The sequence below is a fragment of the Psychrobacillus sp. 05T411 genome, assembly GCF_056396485.1.
The window spans coordinates 160,221-177,099 of the sequence record NZ_JBFTLO010000001.1 but is presented as its reverse complement, the minus strand read 5'-3'; the positions used below and the strand labels follow the sequence as shown (position 1 = coordinate 177,099).

Annotated in this window: 18 protein-coding genes; 16 read left to right on the top strand and 2 right to left on the bottom strand. The window is 36.7% G+C overall.

The annotated features are described in order from the left end of the window. The first annotated feature begins 571 nt into the window (after positions 1-571). The 15 genes from AC1DFT_RS00870 (at position 572) to AC1DFT_RS00800 (ending at position 11,765) form a co-directional block, all read left to right on the top strand. The gene (locus AC1DFT_RS00870; RefSeq protein WP_477916734.1) at positions 572-1,465 is read left to right on the top strand and encodes a PhzF family phenazine biosynthesis isomerase; all 894 of its coding nucleotides are present in this window, start codon (positions 572-574) and stop codon (positions 1,463-1,465) included. A 273-nt stretch (positions 1,466-1,738) separates the two neighbouring features. Continuing rightward, positions 1,739-1,951 carry a DUF6366 family protein gene (locus AC1DFT_RS00865; RefSeq protein ID WP_477916732.1) on the top strand — a complete coding sequence of 71 codons (213 nt, stop codon included), beginning with the start codon at positions 1,739-1,741 and terminating at the stop codon, positions 1,949-1,951. A 402-nt stretch (positions 1,952-2,353) separates the two neighbouring features. Beyond that, positions 2,354-3,607, top strand: a complete 1,254-nt coding sequence (locus AC1DFT_RS00860) for a Y-family DNA polymerase (RefSeq protein ID WP_477916730.1) — start codon at positions 2,354-2,356, stop codon at positions 3,605-3,607. A 100-nt stretch (positions 3,608-3,707) separates the two neighbouring features. Then, a complete protein-coding gene (locus AC1DFT_RS00855) occupies positions 3,708-4,145 on the top strand; it encodes a hypothetical protein (protein WP_477916729.1) in 438 nt (145 codons plus the stop codon). A 10-nt stretch (positions 4,146-4,155) separates the two neighbouring features. Continuing rightward, on the top strand, positions 4,156-4,401 hold the full coding sequence (locus tag AC1DFT_RS00850; RefSeq protein WP_477916728.1) for a hypothetical protein: 246 nt from the start codon (positions 4,156-4,158) through the stop codon (positions 4,399-4,401). A 222-nt stretch (positions 4,402-4,623) separates the two neighbouring features. Continuing rightward, the gene (locus AC1DFT_RS00845; RefSeq protein WP_477916726.1) at positions 4,624-5,634 is read left to right on the top strand and encodes a DUF1835 domain-containing protein; all 1,011 of its coding nucleotides are present in this window, start codon (positions 4,624-4,626) and stop codon (positions 5,632-5,634) included. Further along, positions 5,631-6,065 carry a membrane lipoprotein lipid attachment site-containing protein gene (locus tag AC1DFT_RS00840; protein ID WP_477916724.1) on the top strand — a complete coding sequence of 145 codons (435 nt, stop codon included), beginning with the start codon at positions 5,631-5,633 and terminating at the stop codon, positions 6,063-6,065. The genes AC1DFT_RS00845 and AC1DFT_RS00840 overlap by 4 nt, the downstream gene beginning before the upstream one ends. Before the next feature lie 38 nt (positions 6,066-6,103). Then, a complete protein-coding gene (locus AC1DFT_RS00835; RefSeq protein ID WP_477916722.1) occupies positions 6,104-6,562 on the top strand; it encodes a DMP19 family protein in 459 nt (152 codons plus the stop codon). An 18-nt stretch (positions 6,563-6,580) separates the two neighbouring features. Then, positions 6,581-7,465: an alpha/beta fold hydrolase gene (locus AC1DFT_RS00830; protein WP_477916721.1), complete on the top strand. Its 885-nt coding sequence runs from the start codon at positions 6,581-6,583 to the stop codon at positions 7,463-7,465. 26 nt (positions 7,466-7,491) lie between these two features. Then, positions 7,492-8,289: a class I SAM-dependent methyltransferase gene (locus AC1DFT_RS00825; protein WP_477916719.1), complete on the top strand. Its 798-nt coding sequence runs from the start codon at positions 7,492-7,494 to the stop codon at positions 8,287-8,289. Positions 8,290-8,345: 56 nt separating this feature from the next. Next, entirely contained in the window at positions 8,346-9,083 is a 738-nt protein-coding gene (locus AC1DFT_RS00820) for a hypothetical protein (protein ID WP_477916717.1), read from the top strand. A 40-nt stretch (positions 9,084-9,123) separates the two neighbouring features. Continuing rightward, positions 9,124-9,996: an aminoglycoside 6-adenylyltransferase gene (locus tag AC1DFT_RS00815; protein WP_477916715.1), complete on the top strand. Its 873-nt coding sequence runs from the start codon at positions 9,124-9,126 to the stop codon at positions 9,994-9,996. A gap of 197 nt (positions 9,997-10,193) precedes the next feature. After that, complete coding sequence (locus tag AC1DFT_RS00810; protein WP_477916713.1) at positions 10,194-10,289, top strand: putative holin-like toxin; 96 nt, start codon at positions 10,194-10,196, stop codon at positions 10,287-10,289. Between the two features lie 320 nt (positions 10,290-10,609). Continuing rightward, a complete protein-coding gene (locus AC1DFT_RS00805) occupies positions 10,610-11,161 on the top strand; it encodes a GNAT family N-acetyltransferase (protein ID WP_477916711.1) in 552 nt (183 codons plus the stop codon). A gap of 67 nt (positions 11,162-11,228) precedes the next feature. Further along, positions 11,229-11,765, top strand: a complete 537-nt coding sequence (locus tag AC1DFT_RS00800) for a DinB family protein (RefSeq protein WP_477916710.1) — start codon at positions 11,229-11,231, stop codon at positions 11,763-11,765. Positions 11,766-11,816: 51 nt separating this feature from the next. On the opposite strand, the gene AC1DFT_RS00795 is transcribed toward AC1DFT_RS00800, so the two are convergent. Both AC1DFT_RS00795 and AC1DFT_RS00790 read right to left on the bottom strand, forming a co-directional pair. After that, on the bottom strand, positions 11,817-13,226 hold the full coding sequence (locus tag AC1DFT_RS00795) for an amino acid permease (RefSeq protein ID WP_477916708.1): 1,410 nt from the start codon (positions 13,224-13,226) through the stop codon (positions 11,817-11,819). 372 nt (positions 13,227-13,598) lie between these two features. Next, positions 13,599-15,254, bottom strand: a complete 1,656-nt coding sequence (locus AC1DFT_RS00790; RefSeq protein ID WP_477916706.1) for a PucR family transcriptional regulator — start codon at positions 15,252-15,254, stop codon at positions 13,599-13,601. 151 nt (positions 15,255-15,405) lie between these two features. On the opposite strand from AC1DFT_RS00790, the gene AC1DFT_RS00785 reads away from it, so the two are divergent. Continuing rightward, on the top strand, positions 15,406-16,869 hold the full coding sequence (locus tag AC1DFT_RS00785) for a CoA-acylating methylmalonate-semialdehyde dehydrogenase (protein WP_477916705.1): 1,464 nt from the start codon (positions 15,406-15,408) through the stop codon (positions 16,867-16,869). Positions 16,870-16,879: the final 10 nt, after the last annotated feature.

The window sequence follows — 16,879 nt, the reverse complement described above, 5'->3', positions numbered from 1 at the left end:
CACCTAGAAATATAATTATCATGTGTAGCATTTTTAGTGTACTTGTTATAATCCAGTGTATTCAAATCATTTATAGTCCACATGCATTTGTGAAAGTTATAAACCTAATAAGTACAATTTTTCTATCCGCTATTATAGGGGCTTTTATTAGGGAACTTTTTAGTTTGAAAAAAGGAAGAGATTGAAATATCGAAGCAATAGGAGGATGTCTTTCAAAGTATGGGATTAAGATTTAAGGCGTTGAGATTATATTCAATAGTTCATTTGTAATTTCATTTTCTCCTAATACTTGCACTTCCAAATGGTCAAGTAAAGGTCGTTCTATTTGCCAAGTCAAGGAGAAATTATTATCCCCGTCATTTTTTATGTCATAGCCTATAAGTTGTCTTTCAACCTTTTGCGCGTTACCGGTTGGTATTAACCAAAACAAAACTGTTTCTGTGTTTTGTGCTTCAACATAGACGGTTATTTCCTTTTACAAGAAAGAGTAGCAATCACTTTAGAATATTTACGTTCGAAGTAGCTCCTATTAAGAGGTGTAAAAATTATTTTAGAAGGTAGTGTTTATTTAATGAGTCTAATTGAGGTGTACCACTATGATGCTTTCACAAAAATACCAGGTAAAGGAAATCCTGCTGGCATTGTATTAAATGGTGATTTATTAACCGGGGAAATGATGCAACAAATTGCAGAAAAAGTTGGATTTAATGAGTGTGCATTCCCTGTGAAATCAGAAATTGCTGATTTTCGAATTCGTTATTTCACGCCAGGACATGAAATGCCTTTATGTGGACATGCGACAATGGCCAGTATTGTTGCGTTACTGGAAAATAATAAGCTTGTCGAAAAAGACTTATACAAAATCGAAACGCTCGCTGGCATTTTATCGATAGCGGTAACAAAAAACGAAGGAAGCTATCAAATCCAAATGGCGCATGCTGAACCTCAATTTATTCCGTTTCATGGATCTAAAGCAGCATTAGCTATGTCGATTGGCATTCAAGAAAACGATATTGATTCACAATATCCAATTGTCTATGGTAGCACTGGAGCATGGACATTATGTATTCCAATTTCTAATTTTGAAGCTTTTGAGCAAATGAAACCTAATAATCAGGATTTCCCTCAAATATTAAAAGAAATGCCGAAGTCTTCCGTTCACCCATTTAGTTTGAAGGCACTTTCATCTGATGCGGATATGCATGCGCGGCATTTTTCATCACCCTTTTCCGGAACAATTGAGGATCCAGTTACAGGGACAGGTTCAGGAGTTATGGGTGCATATTATGCAAAATATGTTGAACCGCACAAGAAAACAAACTACTCCCTTGTTGTGGAACAAGGTCAGGAGTTGCAGAAAGATGGAAGAGTCATTGTCCACGTTAACAATGAACAACAGTTACAAATAGCAATAACAGGCACGGCGGTTTTTGTACAACAAATGATTGTAGATTTATCAAATTAGTAAAAAATGCTAAGCCTTCAGAATGATTATTTTGACATGATAGGCAAATTATGAACCAACTTCATTCTTTTTAGAAAAAGGCCAGGCTGGTGCAATAACTATCCCCATAAGTGCTACTCAATTTACGGCGATTATCTCTGATGCACTGTGATCGTTGAAGTCAGCGGGCTCTATGGTACAGCTTTGTTAGCTACATAGATGGCTATTTAAGAAGGTATAGGCGATAAATTATTGAATATTGATAACAAAGACTTTTCTTAGGGAGTGTTTAGTTTGAATAATCACTATGAAACGCCTGAAGAAAAAAGAGAACGATTAAGACAAACAGAATTAAAAAATAATCCAACTGGTTCTTTTAATGATGCATTCAATAGAGGAAGTAATGGAAATTTAACTGATTTAACAGGCGGTATGGGCTGGAAAGGTACAGGAATATTAATCGTTGTTATTATAGTTGGATATGTTTTGTATAAATTATTTTTTTGATTTGGTTGTAAGTATATATAATAGGCAACCTGAGTAAAAGTAATAATAAAATGTGATAATTCGATTGCCGAATGTGCAAGTTGTTCAAAACAGAAATGTACAGCTTGCACATAGTTATGCAAGAATCCCACCTGTCACTTCGTTAAATATATAAAGCTTTTTATATGAACCTTCCTTGAAGATAAAATTGATGAAGGGATTCAATTCATTCGGGACGCTATAGAATTAAGTAAATTACTTTGATATTAAACGGCTTTGTATCGATACAAAGCCGTTTTTTATGTAAAAAACATTTCAATTTTCCAGTTATTTAGGTTTATTACCAATAAAACCTTCTTGAATAAAAACAAACGTTCGGCATATAATAAGAACAAACGTTCCTTTGAGAAGGAGAAGAGAAAAATGCATGAAGGGTTAAAAAATCGAAAAATTATATGCATTGATATACGGAGCTTTTTTGCGAGCTGCGCGGCAGCGGATGCAGGGCTCGACATTATGTGCACACCAATTGCGGTAATCGGAAATTTAGAACAAAAAGGAAGTATTGTGCTTGCGGCATCTCCCATGATGAAAAAGAAATTTGGAGTGAAGACAGGAACTCGGCTCTTTGAAATTCCTGATCATCCGTCCATCCATTTAATCGAGCCGAAGATGGAGTTTTTCGTTCGTGTTTCCATGGAAATCACACGTTACCTAAATCAATTCGTTCCGAGCGAAGCCATTCATGTGTATAGCGTCGATGAATGCTTCGCTGATTTGGGAGGAACCGAAAAATTATGGGGACCCGTAGAAAGAACGATTAAGCACATACAAGATGGACTGTATAACCAGTTTCAATTACCATGTGCAGTTGGAATGGGGCCAAATATGCTAATGGCGAAACTTGCACTGGACTTGGAAGCGAAAAAAACAGGCTTTGCGAAATGGACCTATGAAGATGTAGCCCAAAAATTATGGCCAATTACGCCCCTCTCCAAAATGTGGGGAATTGGCTCTCGTTTAGAAAAAACATTAAATAATATGGGAATTATAAGTGTTGGGCAACTAGCAAGCACACCGCTTGCGACACTAGAAGCTAAGTTTGGCATCATGGGAAGTCAGTTGTATCATCATGCGTGGGGAATAGACTTGTCAGAACTTGGTGCTCCTTTAGCAGAAGGACAAATTAGTTATGGCAAAGGGCAAGTACTATTTCGTGATTATCGTTCAAAAGAGGAAATCATGACAGTCGTATTAGAAATGTGTGAAGACGTGGCAAGACGTGCCCGCGAAGCTGAAATGGTCGGAAGAACGGTCCATCTCTCCATAAGTTACAGTAAAGATGCACTTGGTGGCGGGTTTAACCGCTCCCGTTCAATCGATGAGCCGACGAATGCCACGATGACCATTTACAAAGTATGCGAACAAATCTTTGATGAATTTTACGATCATCGGCCCATTCGCAAGCTTGCGATTTCTATTACCAATTTAGAACCCGAGTATTCCATGCAACTAAGCCTGTTTGAAGAAGACGAATGGAAAGTTCGAGAACTGGGAAAAACAATGGATTACCTCCGAAGTAAATACGGATCCAATGCAATATTACGCGCCGTTTCCTACACGGAAGCGGGTACGGCTAGGAAACGTGCTGGGTTACTTGGTGGGCATAAAAAATAATGGAAGGCTGAACGTTTGCATGCGTTTGGTCTTTTTTATTTCCTATTATTAGAAGGACTTTCGAGTCTCTAAGTAGAACCATTATAAATGGAGGGAATCTATGGAAAATAAATATGTGTACAGTATAAGTGGAATTTGCGTATTACTCTCTATATGGATGCTTTACATTGCAAGTAAGTACGTCTTTATTGATAATACTGGGAAATTTGGAATAGGGGTATTCCTTTTAGGTATAAGTGGAATTATTTTTACTTGTTTTTCTGTTGGAAATATAAAATGGAAACGAGTAATCACTACTTACATAATTGGCCTAATTCTGCTAATTGTTCTCTTTTTTTGGTCTTTACCAACTTATACATATAAAGAAGCAGTAACCAAAGTTGAAAGTACAACACGAGAAAAAGTGATTTCAACAACAGACATAAAAAAATCCATCGGTCATTATATTATTTATACAAAAGAAGGAACCTATTTATTCAATATAGATAGTGGGAGTTTGAGAATAGGGAGTAACAAATTCTCAAATGAAAAAATATAGGGGTGTTCGTGTGAAGAAAACTTTTACTCAAAAAATAAAAGCATTTATACCATATTTTTTCGTTATGCTCACTTTCGTCTTTTTATCATATTATCTCGTCTACAGCGTTTCTTTTTCGCCAAATGGTTATGAACTTGTTTCAGCAACCGAAAATGAAATAACGATTAAATCATTCAATTCAATTGGAGCAGAAAAAAGTATTCAAACAATATCATTGTCGAAAGAATATGAATGGAAAGTGGAAGCGATTGAATAGCAGATTGAGAGACAAAAAGATTTCTTATGTTTACTATTTCCAATGATAGGTATATCAACGACTTTAATCGTTATGTTTATACGAAATGGAATGCGCATGTGGAAGGCAATCTTTCGAAGTAATCTTATCTTTGGTATATTGCTTCCCCTTACTTCATTGATTTACGTGTGGAAAGCAATTCAAATTTACATTTCTTAATTAAACAAAAGGAGTGATATATGAATGATAGAGGAAATAAAAAAAATCGTGAAGCAATTATCGGAGCAAGAAGCAAAATCATTGTTATTCCAACATTTTTTACAAATTCTATTGCTAGAGAAAAAAAGCTATTCAGAAAGTGAATTTACTGAAAACATAAAAAAAGAGTATCAGGAATTGCTACAGTATTCCTCCAAAGAAAAACTAGAGCCTTATCATACAATACATATCGTGTTTGGGGATTCTGCTGCAGGTGGCTTAAAGATGGCACTACCAAAGAATGAAAAAGTGATCCGATTTTCGGACCTATTTTCTATCGGTCCCGTAAACCAGCTACACACTGAAGAGGGAATCAAACAACGAAAAAAATGGCTGTTCTTACATATAAATATGGACGAACAGCGTACACATACTTATATAGAAGATTTTCAACGAACATTAACAGAAATAAGTAACATACCCGAGCATATACCAATTTACATCTGGCTAGCAAACAATGCCCATGAACAAACCGGTGTACGACTTGTCTTGCAAATCCTAAAAGAAAAGAAAAATGACATTCGCCTCCTTAATATCAACACAGCATTTCAACATCTATGGCCAAGTATGATTCCATCTCATTCGGGAGAAGTAGGAAAGGATGAATTAAAAAAGATTTACAAAACGCACAAAATTGACCAGCCATTAACAGACTGGCTTCGTAACAAACTTGCCGAAGAATGGATACAACTTGCCGAAACAACTGATGCACTACGTATTTGGGAGGATGATCAGATTAAAAGTGTGCCAGAAAGTTACTTTGATGCATTTATTATTGAAAAGGCTCGTTATTTGCATAATGAACAAACAAAACCTGATTTCATGAAATCAGCCCGACTAATTGGAGAAGTACTTGGAAACTCGGATCAATACGTGGGCGATGCTTTTTTCGAATATCGAGTGCGCCAGTTAATATTAGAAGGGATTTTTGAAATAGAAGGCGTTCCAAAAGCAATGCGGTTTTACAGTGTGAAATTGAAGGGAGCATTATGTTGAAAAAAATCATCATTGGATTCCTAGCTATCATACTTTTAACAGGTTGTTCAGAAACGACGCATAACAATTATAAATTTATGGGAGAAAGTGACCATTGGGAAGCGGTATATTCTTATAATGGAACGGAAAAATGGGGAAAAAAAGATGGGGTAATTACTTATTCCATCGAAGACACCGATGATTTTGTCTTAAAATATAAAGGTTCTTTAGAAGAATTATCTTCCTTACAAAACCTTGAATATTCATATGAAGCATTTGGTAGAAGTAGTAAAAGAACCGAGGAGTTTACTGAACCTTTGACAACAAAAGTATTCACTAATAGCGGAAGTTCTGAGGGAGCGGCAAAAGTAAATGAGGATGAAACTATTCTAGTTAAAGTAAAATGGGATCACTTGGAAGAAACGATTTTGCTAGAGAATAAAAGCAAGTGATAGAGTAGGGATTTGGAGGGAATTCAGTGAGGGCTAAAATGAAAAGAAAAAATTTATTAAGTACGAAAGATATATGGAATGCAATGATTACATTAATTGGCGACAATGAATATCCAACAGAAAATAAAGTATTAAACGAAACATTTATTGTTTTTCAATATTATTCTGAGCTTGAAAGTGGGGGTCATGAAATCTTATTTACATGGTTTTCGCAACATATAGAAAAAGTAGGAATAACTAATTACTTACAAGAACTAATAGATATTCTAGAGAAGATTGGTGCACATGATTATGCACTAATTGAAAAAAATTATGGGGAAGAAATGTGGAAAAAGTTCGTGGCTTTAGAAAATGGCGAGATTGAAGAAAATGAATTTTATCGTGTTATTAATAAAGCGGATAAGGAATATAACAAACTTAATGGAAAGCTAGGAGAATTGTTAGAAACTTACTTTGTTAAGATTCATACTGATTTAATTGAAGTGGTTGAAGATTAATTTGCAGAAGGAGCAATTATGAATAGAGAAAACGGCGAATATCAAGTAGACATAAATGGAGTAACACATTGGATAAAGGTAACAGGAAAAGAAAATAATACTATTCCTTTAGTTGTTATTCACGGTGGTCCAGGAGGAAATCTTTATACTTTCGAAAGAACTATTGGCCCTTATCTAGCTCAAGCTAGAACAGTAGTATATTATGAGCAGCGTGGATGCGGTAGAAGCAGCAAACCGATGGACGATAATGCTTATAGTATGAATGAATTGGTGGACGATTTTTGGAAAGTTATTCAGTGGACGGGGTGTGAAAAAATAGACTTACTTGGTTACTCATTTGGAGGAGAGTTAGCACTTGAGTTCGCTTCAAATTTTCCAAATCTTATAAACAAAATAGTTTTATCTGGCCCTAGTTTAATCAATCTAAAGACGCAATATATGATACAAATAGCTGGTTTTCTGTCGATTGCAGATATGACTTTAGTAAATAGGATAGAAGAAATACTCCAGGGGGATACCTCGATTGAACATAAATACAAACAAGTATGGGAAAATGTTGATCAGAAAACGATTGATCGTTTACTCTTTGTGGATCCGGATGTTGCGACAAAGTATCGACAGTTAGTAATAGAAAGTAACTTACATAATACAGGGCTTATGCTTGCGGTTTTGAAGAAAACTCCCGTAACTCCTCCACTTTATGAACGGCTTAACCGTATTCATCATAAAACATTAATCATCACTGGTATATATGATAGAAGTACAGGAATTCCAATATCCAATTTAATAACTAGAAACCTTTCTAACAGTGAATGGATTTTATTTAATAATAGTGCCCATTTTCCTGAATTAGAGGAAACAGAAAAGTTTGTAAGTAGCGTATTAGGCTTTTTAAAAGCTTAATACAAGTAAGAAAGGAAACATTAACAATGACAGCTTATGGAGAAGATTTATTCAAGGGAACGGCTCATTATTATTCACGTTATAGACCTATGTATCCAGCTTCATTAATTAGGTTTTTAATTGAAAAGTTTTCTTTGGACGGTAGTGGAAAAATGCTCGATTTAAGCTGCGGCACTGGACAATTAGCGCACAGATTCTCTGATTGGTTTGAAGGGATAGTTGGAATTGATAGGGAGCCCGAAATGATTGACGAAGCAATACGTCTAAGTAAGGTAATTAGAGCGGAAAATGTGAAATGGTTTACTGGCGATATTGATACATATAAAGAAAACTCGGATGAAACTTTTCAATTGGTGACAATTGCAAAGGCTTTTCATTGGATGGATAGAGCAAAGGTTCTCGATACTTTGGACGACATGGTCGCCTGTGATGGCGGGATAGCGATTATTGATACATATTCTTCAAATAAGGAGCTATTGCCATGGCAAAAGAAAGTGGACGAGGTAGTCAAGCGTTGGTATGGAAATGAAAGAAGAGCAGGAAACACGACATATGCTCATCCAACCATTAGCCATCAAACTATTATCTCGAATTCCAATTTTGACTTAGAAATCCACGAGATGCCAACTTACGAACAAATATGGACAGTGGACGCTATAATCGGAAATATATACTCTACTTCTTATGGTACTAAACGATTTCTAGGCGAAAACGTTTGGTCATTTGAAGAACACATAAAAGAAAAATTATTAGCGCTTGATGATACTGGGGTTTATAAAGAACAACTTAATGTATCCGTTAAACTAGCTGTGAAAAGAAAATAAATCTTGCAATACCTGTCGCAAACAAATTTCAGAAGTAGATGAAAGGATTTTTATGTATGAAACAAATATATGCGTTTGAAAAAATAGAAGAGTATGCAAAATATCAAGATGTTATTGAGAGATTTGGCAAAAAATTAAAGGAGTATCAACATATTTTGGAAGAGAATTTCGCATTGTCTGAGATGCCAAAAGCAATAGTGTGGACAACCGAGGAGCTAGCTACTACCGTTTTATCTACTATACCAATACCAGCCTATACAAATAAAGACATCATCTATATGTCTCCAGATTTGCCTGCTTGGAGAAAGCTCTTTATAAAACAACTAGATGGAAAGCCTCTACCACATATTCAGAAGTTTTATGAAAACTATTCGGAAAATCATTTATTGACCATATTGGGGCATGAATTAACGCATCATTCAGATTTATTTATCGATGAATTTGAAGATGATCGTGGAGACAGTATATGGTTTGAAGAGGGAATGTGTGAGTATCTGCCAAGAAAGTTTCTGTTAAACAAGAAAGAGTTTGAAGAAATAACAAACATAGAGATGGAACTAGTGGAAGTATTTAAAGACAAATATGGGATACGCCCTTTAGACGAATTCGGGAGTAGTTCTTATGAAGGTACCTTATCTAGTATTATGTATGATTATTGGCGTAGTTATCTTGCAGTGAAATTTTTAGTGGAAGTTCGTGCTAAAAATAATATTGAACTGGTTTTTGATGCGTACCAAAAATGGCATAAAGAAGGACGGAAAGTACCTTTGACTGAGTTTTTTCATTTAAATTAGGAAATGATTGGATTCTGAGATTAATACAGGAGGCGAATAAATGCGGACAGAACAGCAAATCATGGACTTGGTATTAAAAGTAGCAACACAAGACAAACGAATTCGCGCTGTCGGAATGAACGGATCAAGAACCAATCCGAATGCTTCGAAAGATATTTTTCAAGATTTTGATATTGTTTATCTTGTAACAGAAATCGATTCTTTTATTAATGATCCAACTTGGATAGATATTTTTGGCGAGCGAATTATTATGCAAACGCCAGAAAATATGTCCATGTTTCCTCCTGAGTTGGGCGAAAGATTTTCTTATTTAATGTTATTTATAGACGGAAATCGAATCGATTTAACATTAATACCAATAGAAGAAAAAGATACATATTGTAAAGAGGACAAGCTAACGATTATTTTACTGGATAAAGATCATTCTCTCCCGAAAGTTCCTCTTCCCACTGATGAGGATTATTGGGTAAAACGGCCAACTGCTGAACTTTTTGCAGATTGTTGCAATGAATTTTGGTGGGTATCGACTTATGTTGCAAAAGGATTATGGAGAAGAGAAATTCTTTATGCAATGGAACATCTCCATACTATTGTCAGACCGATGCTAACTAAAATGCTTGAGTGGAAGGTAGGTATTGAAACGAATTACTCCGTTAGCATAGGTAAAAGCGGTAAGTATTTGGAGAAGTATCTTTCAGAAAATAATTGGCAAGAGTTGCTTGCCACATATCCAAATGGAAGTTATAAAGAAGTATGGAAAGCCTTGTTTGCAATGTGTAATCTGTTTCGTAGTACAGCAATGTTTGTCGCTAGTAGTTTAGGTTTTAATTACCCGTATGAAGAAGACAAAAAGGTGACTGCATATTTAGAGAATGCAGAACGCTTGAGCTCAGATGCACGCGAAATTTATTAATATTTTCTACAAAACGATACTCCCCAAAAAATTGGATAAAAGACAGTCGAAAGCTTGTAAATTTCAATATAAATAAACGTTATGAGAACGTATGTATGGTATAATAGAAGAGTAATAGAATAGGGGTTTCAAGGGTGGTTAGCATATCTTTTTCCATTTCTTCCGTTCATAACTGAAGGGAAAGGAGATGATGCTCTATGACGATCTTCGAAACGTTTAGCTTGATAGTCGGTTTTTCTACGCTGATTGTTGCTATTCTAGCGTTGTCATATACTTTTTCAAGAAAAAAGTAAACCGCCCCTAAGCCTGCAAGCATAAGACGGTTTACTACGTAATGTGCTGATCGCCTTTGAAGCGATTCATTTTATTACAAAGACTGGTTAGTGTTGAAGCACTAGTCAGTCTTTTTTAATATAATCATTTTCTATCTCAAGTATAACCTCGAAAGAAAACTTTTTCAATAAGTACTACCTGTTAGTAGAGCTTATTTCTTGTTTCGGTTTCATTCAATCGAGTTTTGCTGACTAAAAACAAAGTGTCACTTTCTCGGTGAAGTTCTTCATTGATTATCGTGTATAATATACTCAATTAGCAGAAAAAGGGGATAGGTCAGATGAAAAAATTTCCTATAATAGAAACAAGCAKATTAATCTTAAGAGAAGTAACAATAGAGGATGCTTATGATATGTATACATATTTGTCCGATAACGATGTGGTAAAGCCAATGGGTTTAGAACCATTTGAAACAGTGGAAGACGTATGGGATGAAATTAAATGGTATCAATCTATCTACGAAGAAGGAACAGGAATTAGATGGGGCATCACCCTAAAAGATTCGGGTAAGGTAATAGGAAGTTGTGGGTTTCTTAATAGACAACCTAAACATTACCGTGCAGAAATTGGTTATGAATTGAGTCAAGTTCACTGGGGCAAAGGGATAGCTAGCGAAGTGTTAGAAGCAGTCGTTAAATATGGTTTTGAGCATTTCCAGCTAGAAAGAATAGAGGCATTAATTGAACTAACTAATGTTCCATCTCAAAAACTAGTAGAGAAACAAGGGTTTCAAAGAGAAGGATTGTTAAGACATTATGAATTTGCAAACGGTAAATTTGAAGATTTATATATGTACTCCATTTTAAAAGAAGATCTTCAACCTATGATTTAATTGATAAAACGAATAAATAGAGGGATCACCGAATATGTAAAAGTATTAACTATAAAGGGGAATCTACATGCACAATATGCTTGCGGAAGACGAGTACGCTCCGTATTATTCGAGTTATGTGAAATTAGTACCTGATGGAGATATCATACAAACTTTAGCGAAGCAAATGGAAAAGACGATTGGCTTACTACTCGACATTTCGGATGATCAAGCTCATTTTCGTTACTCCTCTGGGAAGTGGAGTATAAAAGAAGTGATTGGTCATATGGCAGATACAGAGCGAGTAATGGCATACAGACTTCTAGCCATCGCGCGAGGGGATACTGTTTCGCTTCCTGGATATGATGAGAAAGAATACACCCGACATGCAACATTTGATAAACAGTCAATAAAAGACCTTCTTCAAAATTTGAATATTGTTCGCCAATCAACCATTCACCTGATTAAAGGCTTGGCGACAGAAGATTTGCTACGTCGAGGAACTGCCAATAATACGGAAATAACTGTCCGTGCCCTAATAGCAATTATTGCGGGTCACGAGCTTCATCATTGTAATATCATAAGAGACAGATATTTTGGTAATGAGGCGTATCCAAAAAGCTAAATAACAAAGACGGTATCGCTAAATGAAGCGGTACCGTCTTTTCTATTAAGGCTAGCGAGTAGTTTTAGGAGAAACTTGTAAAATACTTTCCTCTAATTCTCCAACTCTATCTTTTTTACGAACAAAAATGAAATAAGAAATGATAGTCAAGCTAGCGATTAGCAAGGTGAGTAGAGCTTGTACTCGTAATGATTCAATGATAAGCATTGCGACATAGATTCCTGAGATAACGAATATCGTTGCATACGTCAAGTAAGGGAATAGCCACATTTTTAGTTGAAGTGCTTCCGGGTTTTCCTTTTCTAACTTTCTTCGCATCCTTAAATGAGAGACCGCGATGACAAGGTAGACTAATAATGCTACAGCCCCAGATGAATTAATTAAAAATAAAAATATTTTGTCAGGAGAAGTATAGCTAAAAATTACCGCAATATATGAAAATAATGTACTAAATAGTATTGCACGTACAGGAACACCTTTCTTGCTAAGTTTCATAAATGCTTTTGGCGCATCGCCTTTCTTTGCCATGCCGAACAACATACGAGAATTTGCATATAAAGCAGAATTTAGACAAGATAGAACTGCGGTCAGCACAACAAAGTTCATAAGCTGTGCCGCTGCAGGTATACCGATGTAATCGAGTACCGCAACGAATGGACTGACAAGAATGTTGGCGGAGTTCCACGGTAATAATGTAACGACAATAGCAATGGACCCAATGTAGAAGATAAGAATTCGCCAAATAACACTATTGGTAGCAATCCGTACAGCTTTTCCAGGATGGTCTGACTCACCAGCCGCAATTGCAACGATTTCAGTCCCCATAAATGAAAAGATAACAACCGTAATTCCTAGTAGAACAGAACCAAATCCAGTAGGTACAAATCCACCTGCTCCTAATAGATTAGCAGTACCAGGTGCCCCTACGCCAGGATACCAACCGAAAATGACACAAAGACCAAGTACAAGAAACAAGCCAATGCTGATTACCTTAATAAGTGAAAACCAATATTCAAACTCCCCAAAGGACTTAACCGAAAACAGGTTTGTCAGTGTTAGCAGGACTGTTAAGATGAGTGCCATTAGCCAAAGTGGAAAATCTGGTATCCAATATTGCATAATAGCCGCTCCTGCAATTGCTTCAATCGCAATAACGACAACCCAGAAAAACCAATACAACCAACCGATTGTAAATCCTGCCCACGGTCCAATTGCATCGCTTGCGTAAGTCGAAAAAGAGCCGCTTGTTGGATGGGCAGCAGCCATTTCACCAAGCATTCTCATTACTAATACGACAATTGCCCCGGCAAATGCGTAGGAAAGAATGGCTCCTGGTCCTGAAGCATTAATTACTGCACCACTACCGATAAATAAACCTGCACCTATGACACCAGCAATGGAAATCATACTAATATGTCGGATCTTTAAGTCTGACTTTAACTGACCTTGTTGACTAGTCATTTACATTCCCCCTTGTAAAAGTCGTGATTCCTAAAAAAATATCTACTCTTTTTGTCAATCTAGGGTGACCTGACCAGAAATTTAAGTGTGTACAACTATTTCCTCCTCTCTTTTATAAAAACGCTTTCATTAATTTTAGTGAGAATATTCTTACAAGTTACTAGTTAGAGTATACACAATAGAAAATTAGTTTTTATAGACAAGTTGTAAACTAAAATGGATTTGAATTATACGGAGTGTTAAAAAGATGCATGGCTAAAGTGTTTCAAATGCAAGATGATTCGAAGGTACCAATAAACAATCAGTGGGGATGTGTAGCCCACTGATTGACGTTTTACTTTATAGAAAAAGAAATGCTTCCTTGCTCTTGCTTTATGGAGAAATGGCCACTTTCTTTGTTTTGAGCACTTTCTCATTTAATAAATTATAAGCTTTAATGGCAGTTTCAAGGGCCAAGCGATTCCTTGGTTCCATAAAGTCTTCTCCAAGAAGCTGTTCTAGCTTTTCGATACGGTGATATAAGGTCTGCCTAACGATGAAAAGACGTTCTGCAGCCTCTTTTTTGGAACCCATATACTCTAGGTAGACAGAAAGTGTTTCTAATAGGTCGCTTTGCATTTTCTCGTCATAATCGATAAGTGGTCCCAAATAATGATGCACATAATTTTCAAGACATCCGCTCTTTTTTAATGGTAGCAGAATTTGGTATATGCCAAGGTCTTCATAAAAGTGTGAATCTAAAATAGACGCTTGGAGTAGTTGGAGTACTTCATTTGCCTCTTCATAGCCGCGTGTTATATCTGAAATTCCCTTGTATACCATACTAATGCCGAATGAACATTCCTTCCAATCTAAGAAATGATTCACTTTTGTTGCCATAATACTCTGGATAATTTGGGAAAATCGATCCTTCTCCAGTTTAAGGTGATCTGCGGCGATAAAAGAAGCGATAATGGCTATTTCGTTTTTACTGGAAGAAACAGCAGGGAAAAAACCATGACGTTTAAAGAGTGATCGGATCATCATCGAACGTTGCAGTTTAATTTCTTCCCAATCTTCTTCATCAAAGCTAGACTCAGGAAACTCCGTGCGAATGATGAAAACTCTATAGTACATATTGCGACTAGTAGCCGGCAAATAAGTTTGTAGATAGTCTGGATCGACATCTCGACCATTCAAAAGATTTCGGACAACCTCATCCTCATTATGCTGTTTACGTTCTTCAATCGTGCGGTTTCGTAACAAAATCTGGGCTATTGCAAGCGCAGCACGGTCCAATATAAGAAAAGTAAAATCATCTGGCACCGGCTGCTTCACTTGTAGGCACAGATACCCCCAGGTTTGTCCTAGTCCTTCGACTGGCATAAGAGCGAAAGTTTGTTCAGCAAGTGTAAAAAGTTTCTGCTCCGAATGGAACGAAGAGGAATTTTCAAGATGATTTCGGATGTTTTTTTCTAATTCCTTCGTTTCAGACGGGTAATAATATGATTTTTCATCATCGGAAATGAATATAATGCTCTGCCGGAAAAACTGGTGTATCTCCAATAAGATTTTTAAAATACCATTTGGTGTAAGCGAAGAAGCATTGAATTTCCTAGACAGCGTATCGAGCTGTGATAGCATTTGATGGTGTTGATTGATGATAAATGTATGAAGGTCCTGCGTGATATCCACAAATTTCACGGTATTCTCAAATGTGATAATTGGAAAAGAGTGCTTGTTTGCGAGTTCAATGAGTTCTGACGGAATTTCCTTGAAGTAAATTCCCAACTCTATACAAATACATGCGACATCTTTTTCTATCAACTTCATCACATATTCTAATTGCGTAGGAAGATCTGATAGTAGACCTCCTCCTGTAGTAAGAATCATTTCACCTCCGTTTATTAATGATTCAAAGTCATTAACTTCTAACACATGTGACCATTTCACTTGTCGTTCTAATCCAGCCTCTCCCGCAACAACTTTCGCACATTTGAACGAATCCCGAGAAAGCACATTTCTAACGGTCAATTTCAATTCATTCATCTAAAGATGCCTCCCCATAACGTAAAAATAAAGAGCTTATGATTTTACATAGTGTAAAGTGACAATAGTCAAAATAATTTGTAAAGTATATTATGAAGTCTAACGAAAATAGCATCAACTAGCAAGAGAAATAGAACAGGAGGAATAAAATATGACGACAACAGTAGTAGAAAAGAAAACACTCACAAATTTCATCAATGGACAATGGGTAAAATCAACGACAGATAAATATGAAGAAGTGCCAAATCCAGCAACCGGAGAAATTATTGCAGAAGTTCCGATTTCTACGCAGGAAGATTTGGAAAATGCAGTAAAGGCAGCAAAAAAAGCTTTTGCCAAATGGAGAAAAACAGCTGTTCCACAACGTTCTCGAATTCTATTCAAATATCAACAATTATTAACTGAAAACTGGGATGAGCTGGCCAAGCTTATTACTATTGAAAACGGAAAAAATTACAACGAAGCTTATGGGGAAGTACTACGCGGGATTGAATGTGTAGAGTTTGCGGCAGGTGCACCGACACTCATGATGGGAACACAGCTTCCTGATATTGCAACGAATGTCGAGTCCGGCATGTACCGATATCCAATCGGAGTAGTCGGAGGAATTACACCTTTTAACTTCCCAATGATGGTGCCTTGTTGGATGTTCCCACTAGCGATTGCGAGTGGAAATGCGTTTATTCTAAAACCGTCCGAACGCACTCCTCTTTTGGCAAACCGTCTAGCAGAATTACTACATGAAGCGGGGCTGCCAGAAGGTGTCTTCAATATCGTACATGGAGCACATGATATCGTGAACGGCATTCTTAGCCATCCGGATATTCCGGCAGTGTCGTTTGTTGGTTCTCAACCAGTAGCAGAATATGTGTATAAAACGGGAACCTCAAATGGGAAACGCGTTCAGGCATTAGCCGGTGCAAAAAACCATACGATTGTTATGCCAGATGCTGATATGGACTTAACAGTGACAAATATTATAAATGCTGCATTTGGATCAGCTGGGGAAAGATGTATGGCTTGTGCAGTTGTCGTTGCAGTTGGTGACGTAGCGGATAAGTTAGTAGAAAGATTAGTGGATGAGTCGAATAAACTGGCAATCGGTAATGGCCTAGAAGAAGGGGTATTCCTTGGTCCGGTCATTAGAGATTCACATAAAGACAAAACGTTAAGCTATATCGAATCGGGTGTTGAAGAAGGTGCAAAACTGTTACGCGACGGTCGAAGTGACAAGTCAACTTCGGAAGGCGGTTATTTTGTTGGACCAACCATTTTCGATCATGTGACGCAGGAAATGAAGATTTGGAAAGAAGAGATCTTTGCTCCAGTATTGTCTATCGTAAGGGTGGATACATTGGAAGAAGCAATCGAGTTTGCCAACAAATCAGAGTTTGCCAATGGAGCTTGCCTATTCACGGATAGTGCAAAAGCAATTCGTCAGTTCCGAGAAGATATTGATGCTGGAATGCTTGGTGTGAACCTAGGAGTACCTGCACCAATGGCATTCTTTCCGTTCTCAGGTTACAAAAAATCATTCTACGGTGATTTACATGCCAATGGCCGTGATGGAGTCGAGTTTTATACGCGTAAGAAAATGTTAACGGCACGTCATTGATAAAAAAGGG

Excerpts from the sequence above, each read along its gene's own strand:
- AC1DFT_RS00835 (WP_477916722.1), top strand. The coding sequence starts at position 6,104 with ATGAAAAGAAAAAATTTATTAAGTACGAAAGATATATGGAATGCAATG.
- AC1DFT_RS00790 (WP_477916706.1), bottom strand. The coding sequence starts at position 15,254 with ATGAATGAATTGAAATTGACCGTTAGAAATGTGCTTTCTCGGGATTCG.
- AC1DFT_RS00870 (WP_477916734.1), top strand. The coding sequence starts at position 572 with ATGAGTCTAATTGAGGTGTACCACTATGATGCTTTCACAAAAATACCA.
- AC1DFT_RS00800 (WP_477916710.1), top strand. The coding sequence starts at position 11,229 with ATGCACAATATGCTTGCGGAAGACGAGTACGCTCCGTATTATTCGAGT.
- AC1DFT_RS00785 (WP_477916705.1), top strand. The coding sequence starts at position 15,406 with ATGACGACAACAGTAGTAGAAAAGAAAACACTCACAAATTTCATCAAT.
- AC1DFT_RS00795 (WP_477916708.1), bottom strand. The coding sequence starts at position 13,226 with ATGACTAGTCAACAAGGTCAGTTAAAGTCAGACTTAAAGATCCGACAT.
- AC1DFT_RS00815 (WP_477916715.1), top strand. The coding sequence starts at position 9,124 with ATGCGGACAGAACAGCAAATCATGGACTTGGTATTAAAAGTAGCAACA.
- AC1DFT_RS00830 (WP_477916721.1), top strand. The coding sequence starts at position 6,581 with ATGAATAGAGAAAACGGCGAATATCAAGTAGACATAAATGGAGTAACA.
- AC1DFT_RS00860 (WP_477916730.1), top strand. The coding sequence starts at position 2,354 with ATGCATGAAGGGTTAAAAAATCGAAAAATTATATGCATTGATATACGG.
- AC1DFT_RS00820 (WP_477916717.1), top strand. The coding sequence starts at position 8,346 with ATGAAACAAATATATGCGTTTGAAAAAATAGAAGAGTATGCAAAATAT.
- AC1DFT_RS00855 (WP_477916729.1), top strand. The coding sequence starts at position 3,708 with ATGGAAAATAAATATGTGTACAGTATAAGTGGAATTTGCGTATTACTC.
- AC1DFT_RS00845 (WP_477916726.1), top strand. The coding sequence starts at position 4,624 with ATGATAGAGGAAATAAAAAAAATCGTGAAGCAATTATCGGAGCAAGAA.
- AC1DFT_RS00810 (WP_477916713.1), top strand. The coding sequence starts at position 10,194 with ATGACGATCTTCGAAACGTTTAGCTTGATAGTCGGTTTTTCTACGCTG.
- AC1DFT_RS00825 (WP_477916719.1), top strand. The coding sequence starts at position 7,492 with ATGACAGCTTATGGAGAAGATTTATTCAAGGGAACGGCTCATTATTAT.